The sequence below is a fragment of the Neorhizobium vignae genome, assembly GCF_000732195.1.
Lineage (GTDB): Bacteria > Pseudomonadota > Alphaproteobacteria > Rhizobiales > Rhizobiaceae > Neorhizobium > Neorhizobium vignae.
This window is the reverse complement of the sequence record NZ_JNNU01000011.1, coordinates 12,792-25,325: the sequence shown is the minus strand read 5'-3', so window position 1 is coordinate 25,325 and position 12,534 is coordinate 12,792. Positions and strand designations below refer to the sequence as shown.

Annotated in this window: 18 protein-coding genes and 1 pseudogene; 11 read left to right on the top strand and 8 right to left on the bottom strand. The window is 63.6% G+C overall.

Annotated elements, in window-relative coordinates; genetic code table 11:
• Positions 1-21: 21 nt before the first annotated feature.
• The gene (locus GQ59_RS18965) at positions 22-885 is read right to left on the bottom strand and encodes a VOC family protein (protein WP_037084029.1); all 864 of its coding nucleotides are present in this window, start codon (positions 883-885) and stop codon (positions 22-24) included.
• Positions 886-1,083: 198 nt separating this feature from the next.
• Here GQ59_RS18965 and GQ59_RS18960 point away from each other — a divergent pair, with 198 nt between their 5' ends.
• From GQ59_RS18960 to trhA, 3 genes are all read left to right on the top strand, one after another.
• Positions 1,084-1,494 carry a universal stress protein gene (locus GQ59_RS18960; protein ID WP_037084027.1) on the top strand — a complete coding sequence of 137 codons (411 nt, stop codon included), beginning with the start codon at positions 1,084-1,086 and terminating at the stop codon, positions 1,492-1,494.
• A 14-nt stretch (positions 1,495-1,508) separates the two neighbouring features.
• Positions 1,509-1,841, top strand: coding sequence for a TraR/DksA family transcriptional regulator (locus GQ59_RS18955; protein WP_037084024.1), 333 nt, complete (start codon positions 1,509-1,511; stop codon positions 1,839-1,841).
• An 84-nt stretch (positions 1,842-1,925) separates the two neighbouring features.
• Complete coding sequence (trhA, locus tag GQ59_RS18950) at positions 1,926-2,591, top strand: PAQR family membrane homeostasis protein TrhA (RefSeq protein WP_037084023.1); 666 nt, start codon at positions 1,926-1,928, stop codon at positions 2,589-2,591.
• Between the two features lie 21 nt (positions 2,592-2,612).
• Here trhA and GQ59_RS18945 read toward each other — a convergent pair whose 3' ends face one another.
• Positions 2,613-3,089, bottom strand: coding sequence for a hypothetical protein (locus tag GQ59_RS18945; protein WP_037084020.1), 477 nt, complete (start codon positions 3,087-3,089; stop codon positions 2,613-2,615).
• 120 nt (positions 3,090-3,209) lie between these two features.
• On the opposite strand from GQ59_RS18945, the gene GQ59_RS18940 reads away from it, so the two are divergent.
• Positions 3,210-3,713 carry a GNAT family N-acetyltransferase gene (locus GQ59_RS18940; protein ID WP_037084019.1) on the top strand — a complete coding sequence of 168 codons (504 nt, stop codon included), beginning with the start codon at positions 3,210-3,212 and terminating at the stop codon, positions 3,711-3,713.
• Between the two features lie 23 nt (positions 3,714-3,736).
• Positions 3,737-4,099, top strand: coding sequence for a hypothetical protein (locus tag GQ59_RS18935; protein WP_037084016.1), 363 nt, complete (start codon positions 3,737-3,739; stop codon positions 4,097-4,099).
• Here GQ59_RS18935 and GQ59_RS18930 read toward each other — a convergent pair whose 3' ends face one another.
• Positions 4,100-4,732 carry a LysE family translocator gene (locus tag GQ59_RS18930; protein WP_037084015.1) on the bottom strand — a complete coding sequence of 211 codons (633 nt, stop codon included), beginning with the start codon at positions 4,730-4,732 and terminating at the stop codon, positions 4,100-4,102.
• 175 nt (positions 4,733-4,907) lie between these two features.
• Here GQ59_RS18930 and GQ59_RS18925 point away from each other — a divergent pair, with 175 nt between their 5' ends.
• Positions 4,908-5,810: a DMT family transporter gene (locus tag GQ59_RS18925; protein WP_037084379.1), complete on the top strand. Its 903-nt coding sequence runs from the start codon at positions 4,908-4,910 to the stop codon at positions 5,808-5,810.
• Positions 5,811-5,822: 12 nt separating this feature from the next.
• Here GQ59_RS18925 and GQ59_RS18920 read toward each other — a convergent pair whose 3' ends face one another.
• The gene (locus GQ59_RS18920; protein ID WP_037084013.1) at positions 5,823-6,368 is read right to left on the bottom strand and encodes a MarR family winged helix-turn-helix transcriptional regulator; all 546 of its coding nucleotides are present in this window, start codon (positions 6,366-6,368) and stop codon (positions 5,823-5,825) included.
• A 92-nt stretch (positions 6,369-6,460) separates the two neighbouring features.
• Here GQ59_RS18920 and GQ59_RS18915 point away from each other — a divergent pair, with 92 nt between their 5' ends.
• Entirely contained in the window at positions 6,461-7,423 is a 963-nt protein-coding gene (locus GQ59_RS18915) for a DMT family transporter (protein ID WP_037084012.1), read from the top strand.
• A 53-nt stretch (positions 7,424-7,476) separates the two neighbouring features.
• Here the strand turns inward: GQ59_RS18915 and GQ59_RS18910 are convergent, their stop codons facing one another.
• Entirely contained in the window at positions 7,477-8,043 is a 567-nt protein-coding gene (locus GQ59_RS18910) for a TetR/AcrR family transcriptional regulator (RefSeq protein WP_037084010.1), read from the bottom strand.
• A 96-nt stretch (positions 8,044-8,139) separates the two neighbouring features.
• Here GQ59_RS18910 and GQ59_RS18905 point away from each other — a divergent pair, with 96 nt between their 5' ends.
• On the top strand, positions 8,140-9,066 hold the full coding sequence (locus GQ59_RS18905) for an SDR family oxidoreductase (RefSeq protein WP_037084009.1): 927 nt from the start codon (positions 8,140-8,142) through the stop codon (positions 9,064-9,066).
• Here GQ59_RS18905 and GQ59_RS33450 read toward each other — a convergent pair whose 3' ends face one another.
• The gene (locus GQ59_RS33450) at positions 9,067-9,363 is read right to left on the bottom strand and encodes a DUF1062 domain-containing protein (protein ID WP_341872397.1); all 297 of its coding nucleotides are present in this window, start codon (positions 9,361-9,363) and stop codon (positions 9,067-9,069) included.
• Positions 9,364-9,448: 85 nt separating this feature from the next.
• Positions 9,449-9,616: pseudogene (locus tag GQ59_RS33445) on the bottom strand (DUF1062 domain-containing protein); the annotation flags it as partial.
• 516 nt (positions 9,617-10,132) lie between these two features.
• Between GQ59_RS33445 and GQ59_RS18895 the strand changes: the two are divergent.
• The 3 genes from GQ59_RS18895 (at position 10,133) to GQ59_RS18885 (ending at position 12,063) form a co-directional block, all read left to right on the top strand.
• Entirely contained in the window at positions 10,133-10,540 is a 408-nt protein-coding gene (locus tag GQ59_RS18895) for a (R)-mandelonitrile lyase (protein WP_037084007.1), read from the top strand.
• Between the two features lie 116 nt (positions 10,541-10,656).
• Complete coding sequence (locus tag GQ59_RS18890; RefSeq protein ID WP_037084005.1) at positions 10,657-11,526, top strand: aldose 1-epimerase family protein; 870 nt, start codon at positions 10,657-10,659, stop codon at positions 11,524-11,526.
• 150 nt (positions 11,527-11,676) lie between these two features.
• The gene (locus GQ59_RS18885; RefSeq protein WP_037084004.1) at positions 11,677-12,063 is read left to right on the top strand and encodes a VOC family protein; all 387 of its coding nucleotides are present in this window, start codon (positions 11,677-11,679) and stop codon (positions 12,061-12,063) included.
• Between the two features lie 44 nt (positions 12,064-12,107).
• On the opposite strand, the gene msrB is transcribed toward GQ59_RS18885, so the two are convergent.
• Positions 12,108-12,518, bottom strand: coding sequence for a peptide-methionine (R)-S-oxide reductase MsrB (gene msrB / locus GQ59_RS18880; protein ID WP_037084003.1), 411 nt, complete (start codon positions 12,516-12,518; stop codon positions 12,108-12,110).
• Positions 12,519-12,534: the final 16 nt, after the last annotated feature.

Below are 12,534 nucleotides of genomic sequence, written 5' to 3'. Positions count from 1 at the left end.
GCAAAACGGGGTGGATCAGGCTCAGGCAGCGAGCGTCAGGCCGATACCCCAGGGATCCTTGAGCGACCAGCCTTCGGCTGTCCGCGTCGTGGCGATCTCCTGGGTATCGAGCGCCGTCAGCGCCTTGTCCAGCGCCGCCTTGTCGTTGAAGCGCACCGTGTAATCCGAAAGCCCGGTCATGTGGCCTTCGCGGGCCTTCGCGCCGCGGCTGTTCCAGATATTAGCGGCGATATGGTGGTGGTAGTCGCCGGTCGCAAAGAAGCTGGCGCCCGGATAGCGCGCCATGATCTTCAGGCCCAGCACGTCGCGATAGAAGGCGTCGGCCTGCGGGATATCGCCGACCTGCAGGTGGATGTGCCCGACGGCCGTGCCGTCCGCCATTCCACCGAAGGCTTCCTTCGGAGCGCTGTTGTAGAGTTCCTGGAGGTTCAGGCGTTCGGTGGCCATGGCGACCGTGCCGTCCGGCTGGTAGGTCCATTCCTGCGGCGTGCGGTCACGATAGATCTCGATGCCGTTGCCCTCCGGATCGGCGAGATAGATCGCTTCGCTGACCAGGTGGTCGGACGCGCCGTCGAGCCGGATATCGTTGTGGGCGGCATGCGCCAGCCAGCGGGCCAGCTCCTGCCGGTTCGGCACCAGGAAGGCGGTGTGGAACAGGCCGGCGGCATTGCGCGGCGCGCGGGCGACATTGTTGCCGGTCGTCAGCGTCAAGAGCGGCTGGCCGTTGACGCCCAGCACTTCGCCGCTCGGGTTCTTTTCGACAACCTTGAGGCCGATAATGTTCTGGTAGAAGCCGGACACCAGCGGCAGGTCGCTAACGACAAGATGCGCGCCGCGGACATGGGCTGGACGGGTAAGGGCGAAGGGCTGCGTGACATCGGACATATCGAATTCCTTTCGGGCGTCGGGCGGATCGAAACGCCCTGTTGCAATCTATATGGTCCATGCTCATCGTTCACGATAGGGCGCAAAATGGCGATTGATCGTCTCCAAATTGTAGACAATCGAGGGGTGCTTGACCTTGGTCAAGGCAGCTCGAAACATGCGAATCTACGACAGGCGAACAGCATAAAAGGAGATCGCATGTACAAGAAGATCATCGTCGCGGTAGACGTTTCCGCTCTGGAGAAGGGCGAGCGCATCCTGCGCACCGCATCGAACCTGCTGGATGGCGACGGCACGATCCTCGTCGTCAACGTTGTCGAGGACATGCCCGGTTATCTCGTCTCCGACCTGGCCGTCGATCTGATCGTGGCTGCCCGTAAGGATGCTGAAACGCAACTCATCGAACTTCGCCAAAAGGTCGGAATCGAGGCCGATATTGAAATCCGCCAGGGCGCGCCGGCGCGCGAAATCCTGGCCGCTTCGGAAGAGCAGGGCGCCGATCTGATCATCGTCGCCTCGCATATCCCGGACCTGTCGAACTATCTGATCGGCGCTACCGCCGACCGTATCGTGCGCCACGCCACCTGTTCGGTCCTCGTCGACCGCTGAAAAGGAACGGAACCATGGATACCGCAAGATATAACAGTGTCCTGAGGGCGAGGAAGGCGGAACTGGAAAACCGCCTGAACCGCATCGAACAGGATTTCGTCACGCCCCGCAATCCGGACGACGACGACCGCGCCGTCGAACGCAACAATGACGAGGTGCTGGAAGAACTCGGCGAAACCGGCGAACGGGAGCTTGCGGCGATCGATGCGGCACTGGGCCGCATCGCCGCCGGCACGTTCGGCATCTGCACCCGATGCGGCCAGCCGATCGCCGAAAAACGCCTGGATACCGTGCCGCACACGCCGCTTTGCCAGACCTGCGCCGGCGAGGTGGCCGGCGAAGTTTAACGCGGGAAACGGAATGTGAATCCCCTCACTCTTGCCTTCCGCCCTTGTCATGCTCATTCTTCGTAGGGGAAACGGAAAGGTCGGATGAGCGAGTTCTTCAACTTCGGGCGGAAATACGATTTTCACGAGATCGTCGCGGATGGCATCATCCACGGCATCGGTATCGTGTTCGCGCTGGTCGGCGCCACCGCACTGATCTTCTACGCCACCGTCTGGTCGAGCTACGGCGAGATCGCCGCGGCCTGGATCTACGGCCTCGGCCTGATCATCTGCCTGTCGATTTCCTTCACCTACAATATCTGGCCGCATTCGCGCACCAAATGGGTGTTGCGGCGGCTCGACCATTCGGCGATCTTCATCCTGATCGCGGCGACCTATACGCCCTTCCTGCAGCGCGGCGCGCATGATCCCTGGATTTTCGGCATGCTTCTGGCGATCTGGGCGACCGCCATTTTCGGCATCACGCTGAAATGCCTGTTTCCCGGCCGTTACGACAAGCTGACGATCCTGCTTTATCTCGCCATGGGCTGGAGCGGCGTGATGGTGGCCGGATCGATCTCGCAATATCTGCCCGCCGTCACCATCTGGCTGATCCTCATCGGCGGCTTCATCTATTCGCTGGGCGTGATCTTCCACGTCTGGGAGCGGCTGCGTTTCCAAAACGCCATCTGGCACGGTTTCGTGGTCGCGGCCGCCGCCGTCCATTACGGCGCGGTCATCACCTGCTTCAGCCTTTCCGGCGGCTTCTGACCGTCGCGGGCCACTCGGAGCCTAGCGGGCGCAGCCGACCGGTTTCAGGCTCGCGACCATCCGCTTGACGATCGCGTCATAAGCCTTGAGGTCTCGGCCGCGATATTCGAGCATCACGAACGCCGCCGCTTCGTCGCAGAGCCGCACGCCGCGCACATAGAGAATGCGGCCGCCTTTGGCGCCCGAATAGCTCGCCCAATCCGCCTCGACCCGCGAATAGGAAATCTGCCAGCCGTCGTCCATTGCCTGTGCGATGCGGTTCGAGGCCTCGCCCTCGAAGGCGGTGTCGAGAAGGTTGGTGCCGAAGACGAGAATGCGGTCGCCATTGGGACCGGTAAACGTTCGGCCATCATCATTGTCGGGCGCCCGTGCCGTCTTGAACCCGGGCGGCACCTCGACACGGTAGCCGAAGCGGGCATTGATGTAGGTCTGCCATTCGGCGGCGGAAGCCGCGGGTACGGCGATCAGCCATGCCAGAGCTATCAGGAAATACCGCATTCCACCCTCCCGCATGAATGCCGATAAAGCTATCAGAAGAGCCGGACGCCAACAATTCTGGACTCGCCGCTCGCGCGTCTGCTATAGTGGACGAAATTGCACCATGATGGACAAAACAAGATGACCCAGCCGCTCGTGCGCGATGCCACCGAAGCCGATCTCCCCGTCATCATGGAGATCTACAACGACGCGGTCGCCAACACGACGGCGATCTGGAACGAGGTCCTCGTCGACCTGCAGAACCGCAAGGAATGGTTCGCCGCCCGCAAGGCACGAGGCTTTCCCGTCCTCGTGGCGGATGTCGACGGCAAGGTCGCCGGCTACGCCTCCTACGGCGACTGGCGCGCCTTCGACGGTTTCCGCCACACGGTCGAGCACTCCGTCTACGTGCACCGCGATTTCCGCGGCCGCGGCATCGGCCGGCTGCTGATGCAGGAGCTGATTACCCGCGCCGCCTCCAACGGTATCCACGTCATGGTCGCCTGCATCGAGGCTGGAAATACTGCTTCGATCGGCCTTCACGAGAGGCTCGGCTTCCGCACCGCCGGCACGTTTTCCGAAGTGGGCACCAAGTTCGGCCGCTGGCTGGATCTGACCTGCATGGAGCTGAAGGTTACGGGGTGAGATGGTCGGAGCATTGTTCTGGCTTGCCTGACCCGCTGGCCGCCTCTAAGTTCAGCACCCTGAACGCGCGGCGCCTGAGGCGGAACATGACGACTGAGGCGCAAGATGACCTAACTGACGAGGAGCGGGCACTGTTCGGCGCGCACGATCTCGCCGCTGCCCTCGCGCTAAGATGCCATCAACTGCGGGAAATGAACGTCTCCGTCTCGGAAGCGGCTCTGGGCAATGTCGTCAACACTTTAATGACCGAATTTTGGGATCAAGGGTTCAGCCAGTCTGAAATCAGGTTGGCTTTCCTGGAAGCATTGGCCGACATGAACCGCTATGCGGCTGGGCAGGAGCGTCGGAAGAATGCGGCACGAACGGCCCGGTCGGAAATGGACTGACTAACTCCGCTGCAGCGCGAGATGCGCGCCGAGCCCGACCAGCAGCGCTCCGCCCGCCCGCTGCATCAGCCTTTGCGCCCCGCTCGAACGCTTCAGCCGGCTGATCACCGCGCCGGCGAGGAACACGCAGACGATATCGGCCGAGGAGAACATCAGGTTGACGATCGTGCCGAGGATGACGAACTGCAGCCAGATGGGGAAGGCGGCCGAGGCATCGATGAACTGCGGCAGGAAGGCGAGGAAGAAGATCGCCGTCTTCGGGTTCAGCACTTCCACCGTGATGCTTTCGAAAAACGCCCGCCGGCCGGATTTCTGGGTGATCTCCGGAAGTTCGGCATCGCCCGCCGCCTTGGCTCGAAACAGCGAGATGCCGAGCCAGACGAGATAGGCCGCACCCGCCAGCTTCACCGCCAGGTAGAGCATCGGCACCGCATGGAACAGCACCGAAAGTCCGGCAGCAGCGGCAAACACATGCGCATAACCGCCGATATGGATGCCGAGCGAGGCCATCAGCCCCGACCACCGCCCGCGCGCCAGCGTCTGGGCCGCGGCATAAAGCATGGCCGGGCCAGGGATATAGGCAAACACCGCAGTGGTGGCGAGGAAGGCGAGAAACAGCTCGGTGGAGGGCATATCTTGTTCCTTGAATGAACCTGCATCATTGCAACAGGCGGTGCCCGCCCGCAAGTGCGCTCAGCACAACCTCTGGAGCACTGAAGTCCGGAACACTTCGATCGGCACCGAAGCATTCGCCTTCCGCCTTGACCTAGAACACCCGCATCGAAACGCCAACAGCCAGGCCGACAGCATGCCCAACACACCGAACCTGACCAGGGAACTGGCGCTGCTCCTGGTGCTCTCCACGCTCTGGGGCGCCTCCTACACGTTCATCAAGATCGGCGTCGGGACCATTCCGCCGGTGACCCTGATCGCGCTGCGGACGCTGATCGCCGGAACGGTGCTGCTCGCCGTCATCCGCTGGCGCGGCCTGAAACTCCCGCGCGATGGCGGCACCTGGGCCCGCTTCCTGTTCCAGGCCTGCCTGAACAGCGCCGTTCCCTTCACGCTGATCGCCTGGGCGGAACAGGCGACCGATGCCGGGCTTGCGGCGATCCTCAACTCCACAACGCCGATCTTCGCCTTCCTGATCACGGCATTGATCACCCGCCACGAGCCGGTGACGGTGCGAAAACTGTTCGGCGTCGGCGCGGGACTTGTCGGCATCTGCATGGTGATTGGCGTCGAAGCGCTGTCGGGACTCGGAGAGAGACTGGTGCCGCAGCTGGCGATCGTGCTGGCGACGGTGTGTTATGCGGGTGCTGCGATCTTCGGCAGGAACTTCAAGGGCCTCGATCCGATCATGCCGGCGGCGGGCTCGCTCGTCTGCGGCGCCGCGCTGCTGGTTCCGGCAAGCCTGATCCTCGACAAGCCCTGGACGCTTGCCCCTTCGCTGGAATCGATCCTCGCGCTGGTGGCGCTCTCGGTCTTCTCCACGGCACTCGCCTTCGTCATCTATTTCCGGCTGATGCAGACGCTCGGCTCGGTGGGCGCGACGTCGCAGGCCTATCTGCGGGTGCCTGTCGGGGTGGCGATCGGCGTCGTTTTTCTCGGCGAAAGCCTGCATCCCGGCGCATGGGCCGGCCTCGTCTGCGTCGTCGCGGGTGTTGCCGCCATGACCTTGCCGACGCGGAGGAAACTGGCGTCCGTGTAATCCCGCCTCCCGTCAATCCTGCGTCGGCTCCGGCGGTCCCTGTCGTGAAAGATGAGCCTCGACGGCGAGGCTCAGTTCCCGCAGCAGGTCGGCAAGCTGTGCCTTCTTCTCCGGATCGAAGCCCGCGATCGCTTCAGCCTCGCTCGCCATGTCCTGCCGGAACGCGGCCTCTGCTCTGCCGATGCCTTCGTCCGTCAGCTGCACCGCAAGGCTGCGACCGTCGCGGTCGGACGGGACGCGCTTGATCAGTCCGGCCTTTTCCAGCCGGCCCAGCCGGTGGGTGAGGCTGCCGGAGGCGATCATCAGCGACCGGTAGAGTTCCGTCGGCGTCAGCCGATGGGGCGGCCCGGAGCGCAGCAGGGTCCCGACCACATCGAATTCCCCGCGATCCAGCTGGAACGACGCGAATGTCGCCTCGATCGACGGCGTGACCAGCCGCGACAGGCGGTAGATGCGGCCGAGAATGTCCATCGGTCCCGTGTCGAGATCCGGCAATTGTTTGGCCCACTGGGCCCGCGCCCGGTCGATGTGATCCTGCGTTCTTCGCTCTCGCGCCATTCCGATTCTCCGTCTCGATAAAACTATCTTGACATGAAGATAAATTGGGAGCAAATATCTTCACATGAAGATAAATAGGTGAGGAACCGACCATGCCTTCGATCGCCGCAAGGAAGCCCTTCGAAATCCCGCTGATCGTGCAGATGCTTGCCTGTTCCTTCCTGTGGGGAGCCGCCTTCATCCTGCTGAAGCTGGCGGGCACCGCGCTCTCTCCGCTCGCCCTGACGGCGGTGAGAGGGTTGATGGGCGGCAGCCTGATCGCCATCTGGATGGTCGTCTCCGGCCACAACATTCTCCCGCGCGGGCGGGAATTGCGCGACTGGGTCGTCCTCGGTTTCCTGCAAGGCGTCGTGCCGAACAGCCTGACGGCCTATGCGCTGACGGAAATCTCGGCGGGCCTGACATCGATGATCCAGGCCTCCACGCCGCTCGTCGTCGCGGTTCTGGCGCAGGCGCTGTTTGCGAGCGAGCGGCTGACGCCGAAAGTGGCGCTCGGGCTTGCAACCGGCTTCGGCGGCATGGTCCTGTTGATCGGCCCGGCAGCGCTCGGCGCCGACAACGTCAGCCTTCGCGGCGTCGGCGCCGTGGCTGTCGTCGCGGTCAGCTATGCGCTCGGCAATCTTTATGTTCGCGGCATTCCAGGTGCTCAACCGGTCCGGCTGGCGCTGGGACAGCAGCTGTTTTCCGGCCTGCCGACCTTCGCGGTGATGATCTATCTCGGCGGTCTTTCGGCCTTCTCTCCGGCACTCGACAACCTGCCGCTGCTTCTCGTCCTCGGCGTGTTCGGAACCGCCCTGCCGATCGTTCTCTACATGAACATCCTCAAGAAGGCGGGTCCGACGATCGGTTCGATGAACGGCTATTTCCTGCCGCCCTGGACGATTATCCTCGGTTTTGTCCTGCTGGGCGAACCCGTCAGCGTGAGAGAGATCATCGCCACCGCGATCGTGCTTGCCGGTGTCGCGATCGTGTCGCTGAAGACGGAAGTTCTGTTGATGGCCTGCCGCAGGCTGGCCGCTGTCCTTCGGCCGCGGCGCAGCGGCAGGGTCGCCTGAACCGGGAGGCCGAGCCGGAAGGTTGACGAAAGGCCCGGCAATCCGGGCCTTTTCTATTCTCCGGGCAGCACAGCTGCCACGAACGCTTCCAGGCTTCTGCGCACATGCGCTTCGATCGGTCCCTTGGGATCGAACCCCCACCAGAGAAGGCAGCCCTGCCACTGCGAGGCCATCAGCATGCCGATATTGTCCGGCGTACCGGGAGTGGATGCAAAACAGGCGGTGATCGCAGCGGAGATGACCCCGCCCCAGGCGCTGCCGCGGGCGCGCAGGCGCGGATCGCGAAAATCCTCGCGCAGCATCAGCAGGCCTTCGGCATAGGCTTCGATGCCGCCATAGTCACCGGAAAGCGCAACGAGGATGTCCACCGCACCTTGAGGCGTTTTCGGCGCGGCGGCGATCGCCGTTTCCGTCTTGGCATCCAGATCGTCCCAGGCAAACAGCAGCGCGGCGCGGGCAAGTTCTTCCTTGTTCCTGAAGCGCTGCACCAGCGTCGAGCCGGAAAGGCCGCAGGCTGTGGCGAGCGAGGCGAAAGTCAGCGCCTCCGGGCCTTTTTCGTGCATCACCTTCAGTGCCGCCGCCAATACGTCCCTGTCCGGCATGGTTTTCGGTCGTGCCATCTTGCCTCTCGAATTATAAACGAATAAACGTTTATATATTGCCCTGATTTGGAAAGCCAGTTCTAACCATACGGAACCGGAAGGGAAGGAGCAGTCATGTCGCACGTGTACAAAAAGCCGCTGGAGGGAAAAATCGCGCTGGTGGCAGGCGCCACGCGGGGTGCCGGGCGGGGTATCGCGGTCGAGCTCGGGGCGGCCGGCGCCACGGTTTATGTGACCGGACGGACGACTCGGGAAAAACAGTCGGAATACCGGCGGCCGGAGACGATCGAGGAGACTGCCGAGCTGGTAACGCAATCCGGCGGCACGGGGATTGCGGTCCCGCTCGATCACCTCGTCCCGGAGGATGTCGCAGCGCTCATCGAGCGCATCCGCCGGGAGCAGGGCCGGCTGGATATCCTCGTCAACGACATCTGGGGCGGCGAACTGCTCGCCGAATGGGACAAGCCGGTCTGGGAGCACGACCTCGAAAACGGCCTGCGCATGCTGCGGCTGGCCATCGACACCCACCTGATCACCGCCCATCATGCGCTGAAGCTGATGATCGAGAGGCCGGGTGGCCTTCTGGTCGAGGTCACCGACGGCACGGCGGAATACAATGCCGAGCATTACCGGCTCTCGCCCTTCTACGACCTCGCCAAAACCGCGGTGACGCGCATGGCCTGGGCGCATGGCAAGGATCTCGAGAAGGTGGGCAGCACCTCGGTCTCGATCACGCCGGGCTGGCTGCGCTCCGAGATGATGCTCGATATCTACAAGGTGACCGAGGAGAACTGGCGGGATGCGCTTGTCGCTCAGCCGCATTTCTGCATTTCCGAAACCCCGCGCTTCATCGGCCGGGCGGTGGCAGCGCTTGCCGCCGATCCGGACCGGGCACGCTGGAACGGCCAGTCGCTGTCGAGCGGCGGCCTTGCGAGGGTCTATGAGTTCAACGATGTCGACGGCTCGCGGCCGGATTGCTGGCGCTACCTGAAAGAGGTGCAGGAGCCCGGCAAGCCGGCCGACGCCACCGGGTATCGCTGATCAGCCGCCCATCGCCGCTCTCCCGAGCGCCGCCATTCCGACCATTAGCCGCTCGGCCTCGTCGCGCAGGTCGAGCGTGATCAGGGTGCCGTCGCGGATGCCGCGTTTCAGCGCGTCCTTCCGCTCCGGCCCGATCCGGATTTCGCCGGTGTCGTAAAGCAACTGCAGCCGGCTGCGCGACAGCGGCAGTTCCGCCGCCAGCAGCCGGTCGAGCCGCAGGCCGGTCGGGTAGGGCAGGGCGAGCGTGATCGCGATCCGCCGCCAGCCCGCATCGTGGCGCAGCACCGCCTTGCGCATGTCTATGTCGTCGCTTCCGTCCGGCCTTGGCCTTCAGCGCCTGCGCGTCGAATTCGATGCGGGCCACGAAGTCCGGCGTGCTCGCCTGCATCGCTTCGAGCAAGGCAGGGTCGATCGCCCGGATGGTCTGCCGCTCGAAGATCGGCCTGTTCCAAGTGCGGTCGCAGGCGATGCATCTGTAGATGAGCCAGGCATCCAGCCTTTTGCCATTGGCGTTGAGGCGGATGCGGCCGCTGGAGAGGAAAGGTCTCATGGCGTCGCAGCTGCTGCACGCAAGGATCGGCCGGGGTGGGGTTTTGGGAGTTGCAGTCCATTCGAGATGGAGGATGTCGCACATGCCGTTTTGATCTTCCGGTCAGGAAGTTCATGCGGGAAACGGCACTCAAGAAGCCCTCTTGGGGCGCGCACGGTGTGGCGAAGGTCCGGACTGTGGGAGGCCAAGCGTCGGGGGTCTTAGTCGGACGGTTCAGGGCAGCGGAGGCCGCACTGGCACGATCAATGCCAAACCGGTCTCAAGCCGCCACCCCGATGAACAGTGTTCCCACGCGGGCAAGCGTCATCGCTCTTCCACACATGGGAGGGTGAACCTGTCGAGACCGGGAATTACTTAGGCAAACTGAACCTCAAAGGCCGACGCTCTTCGACGGAAAGGCATAAACGTGCGAAAATCGAAGTCAAGAATTTTTGGACGTCGCGCCGCGCCCGTTGTGACCTATATGCCGTCCTGACCTATATGAAGCGAAACCAGTCGTTCAGCGAGGATCGAACCATGGATATCAAGCGCAGCGGATCGCAGCCTTCGAAGGCACCGCCACAATATTTCACCGGCACCGTCCGGCTCGATCCGATCGTCGAGGCGCCGGAGCCGGCCCGGGTCCGCGCCCTTTCGGTCACCTTCGAGCCGGGTGCGCGCACCGACTGGCACACCCACCCGCTTGGCCAGACCCTGCTCGTCACGGCCGGCGCCGGCCTCGCCCAGGTCTGGGGCGAGCCGGTCCGGGCGATCCGGCCCGGCGACGTGATCTGGTTCCCACCCGGCGAAAAACACTGGCACGGCGCATCCCCGACCACCGCCATGACCCATATCGCCATCCAGGAAGCGCTGAACGGCAGCACGGCGGAATGGCTGGGGGCGGTGACGGACGATGAATATGCAGGCGAGGTCGCGAGAGACTGAGCCGAACCGGCTCGGCGTCGTTCGAGGCTCGAAAAGGTTTCACGCGTCATTGAACCGAAACGTCTGGCGCGCAAAGATGAGGGCATGATTCCGAACCGGAACCTGAAGGAGCCGCCATGTCAGACGTCACCCGCATCTCCAACCAGTACCTGACCGTCGACATCTCCTCGCTCGGCTCCGAGATGCAGGCGCTGACAGCGACGGATGGCCGCTCGTTTCTTTGGAATGGCGATGCCGCCTTCTGGAACGGCCGCTCGCCGGTTCTCTTCCCCTTGGTCGGCAAGGCGCCGGAAAACCGGATCAGCGTCGACGGCAAGCCTTACGAGATGGGCCAGCACGGTTTTGCCCGCCGCAGCGAGTTTGAGCTCGCCTCGTCGAGCGGGACCATGTGCCGCTACGAGCTCGTCGCATCCGATGCGACACGCGCCGTCTATCCGTTCGAATTCCTGCTGGGGGTGGAGCATTCGCTCGATGGCCGGACGCTGACGGTCGCGGCCGAGGTCGAAAACCGCGACACACGGCCGATGCCCTTCGGCCTCGGTTTCCACCCGGCTTTCGTCTGGCCGATTCCCGGCGCGGTGGGCAAGGCCCACACAATCACCCTCGACAACGGCGCCGAGCCGGCTTTGACGCGGCTGGAAGGCGGGCTGGTCAAGCCGGAAAAGCTGCCGTCGCCCTTCAAGGCCGGGCGCCTGACCCTCGACCATGCGATGTTCGAGGCGGATGCGATGATCTTTCCGGAGGGCGCGGGCGAGGGGCTGGCCTATGCCGCCGAGGGCGGTCCCGCCCTGAAGTTCTCCTTCGAGAACCTGCCGAACCTGGCGCTCTGGCAGAAACCCGGCGCGCCCTTCATCTGCATCGAACCCTGGCACGGCACGGCGGCCGAACTCGGCGGTTCGGACGATATCGCCAAGCGTCCCTACGGCGTGGTTCTTCAACCGGGCGAAAAGGCCCGCTTCGCCTTCACGGTGGAATTGCCGGCATAGCGCGCGGAGCCATCCCGGCTTCCCGCCGCCCCGCATTCGGTTTATGAATCCCACAGGCATTCCTGGATGCAGCTGCCGCGGGGGATCGTCGTCTACGACAAGAACCCGACGTGGTTAGGCGGTCCCGCGGGAGCTGATTGGGGGGAGACCATGGCCGCGTCGCTTCGCATAAACCATCTGTCCATCATGGTCCGGGATCTCACCCGCAGCGCCGACTTCTATCACCGGGTCCTGCGCCTGCCGGAAATCGAGTGCAAGGCCCGCAAGCCGAACATCCGCTGGTTCGGCATCGGTGACGACCAGTCGATCCACCTGATCGAAGGCGATTTCGGCCAAACCTACGTCACCATGTCGACCCATCTCTGCATCGCCGTGACCGACCTCGACGCCACGGTCGCCCATATCGCCTCAACCGGCACCACATACGGCGATCTGGCGAGAAACGAGGGCAGGATCTACACCCGTGCGGATGGCGTGCGCTCGATCTACCTGCAGGACCCGGACGGCTACTGGCTCGAGATCAGCGACGATTATTGAGAACTAAAAAAGCGCCGGCGGATCGCCGGCGCTTCGGGTGTTCTTTACTTCATCGCCTCGAAATCCATCGCGTGGCCATTGATGCAGTAGCGCAGGCCGGTCGGCGGCGGGCCATCGGGGAAGACGTGGCCGAGATGGCCGCCGCAATTGCTGCAGCGGACTTCGGTGCGCACCATGCCGTGCGAGGTGTCGCGGATTTCGGTGATCGCCTCAGGATTCACCGCCTCGAAATAGCTCGGCCAGCCGCAGCCGGAATCGAACTTGGTGTCGGAGACGAACAGCGGCTCGTGGCAGGCGGCGCAACTGTAGAGGCCTTTTTCATGGCTGTTCCAGAACGGGCCGGTAAAGGCGCGTTCGGTGCCGGCCTGCCGCAGGATGCGGTACTGTTCGGGCGTCAAGAGCTCCCGCCATTCCGCATCGGTCTTCTGGACTTTCGGGGTGATCACATCGGACATCGCAAGGTTCCTTTCG

Coding starts and splice junctions, on each gene's coding strand:
- GQ59_RS18965 (WP_037084029.1), bottom strand. CDS start 885: ATGTCCGATGTCACGCAGCCCTTCGCCCTTACCCGTCCAGCCCATGTC.
- GQ59_RS18960 (WP_037084027.1), top strand. CDS start 1,084: ATGTACAAGAAGATCATCGTCGCGGTAGACGTTTCCGCTCTGGAGAAG.
- GQ59_RS18955 (WP_037084024.1), top strand. CDS start 1,509: ATGGATACCGCAAGATATAACAGTGTCCTGAGGGCGAGGAAGGCGGAA.
- trhA (WP_037084023.1), top strand. CDS start 1,926: ATGAGCGAGTTCTTCAACTTCGGGCGGAAATACGATTTTCACGAGATC.
- GQ59_RS18945 (WP_037084020.1), bottom strand. CDS start 3,089: ATGCGGTATTTCCTGATAGCTCTGGCATGGCTGATCGCCGTACCCGCG.
- GQ59_RS18940 (WP_037084019.1), top strand. CDS start 3,210: ATGACCCAGCCGCTCGTGCGCGATGCCACCGAAGCCGATCTCCCCGTC.
- GQ59_RS18930 (WP_037084015.1), bottom strand. CDS start 4,732: ATGCCCTCCACCGAGCTGTTTCTCGCCTTCCTCGCCACCACTGCGGTG.
- GQ59_RS18925 (WP_037084379.1), top strand. CDS start 4,908: ATGCCCAACACACCGAACCTGACCAGGGAACTGGCGCTGCTCCTGGTG.
- GQ59_RS18920 (WP_037084013.1), bottom strand. CDS start 6,368: ATGGCGCGAGAGCGAAGAACGCAGGATCACATCGACCGGGCGCGGGCC.
- GQ59_RS18915 (WP_037084012.1), top strand. CDS start 6,461: ATGCCTTCGATCGCCGCAAGGAAGCCCTTCGAAATCCCGCTGATCGTG.
- GQ59_RS18910 (WP_037084010.1), bottom strand. CDS start 8,043: ATGGCACGACCGAAAACCATGCCGGACAGGGACGTATTGGCGGCGGCA.
- GQ59_RS18905 (WP_037084009.1), top strand. CDS start 8,140: ATGTCGCACGTGTACAAAAAGCCGCTGGAGGGAAAAATCGCGCTGGTG.
- GQ59_RS33450 (WP_341872397.1), bottom strand. CDS start 9,363: ATGCGCAAGGCGGTGCTGCGCCACGATGCGGGCTGGCGGCGGATCGCG.
- GQ59_RS18895 (WP_037084007.1), top strand. CDS start 10,133: ATGGATATCAAGCGCAGCGGATCGCAGCCTTCGAAGGCACCGCCACAA.
- GQ59_RS18890 (WP_037084005.1), top strand. CDS start 10,657: ATGTCAGACGTCACCCGCATCTCCAACCAGTACCTGACCGTCGACATC.
- GQ59_RS18885 (WP_037084004.1), top strand. CDS start 11,677: ATGGCCGCGTCGCTTCGCATAAACCATCTGTCCATCATGGTCCGGGAT.
- msrB (WP_037084003.1), bottom strand. CDS start 12,518: ATGTCCGATGTGATCACCCCGAAAGTCCAGAAGACCGATGCGGAATGG.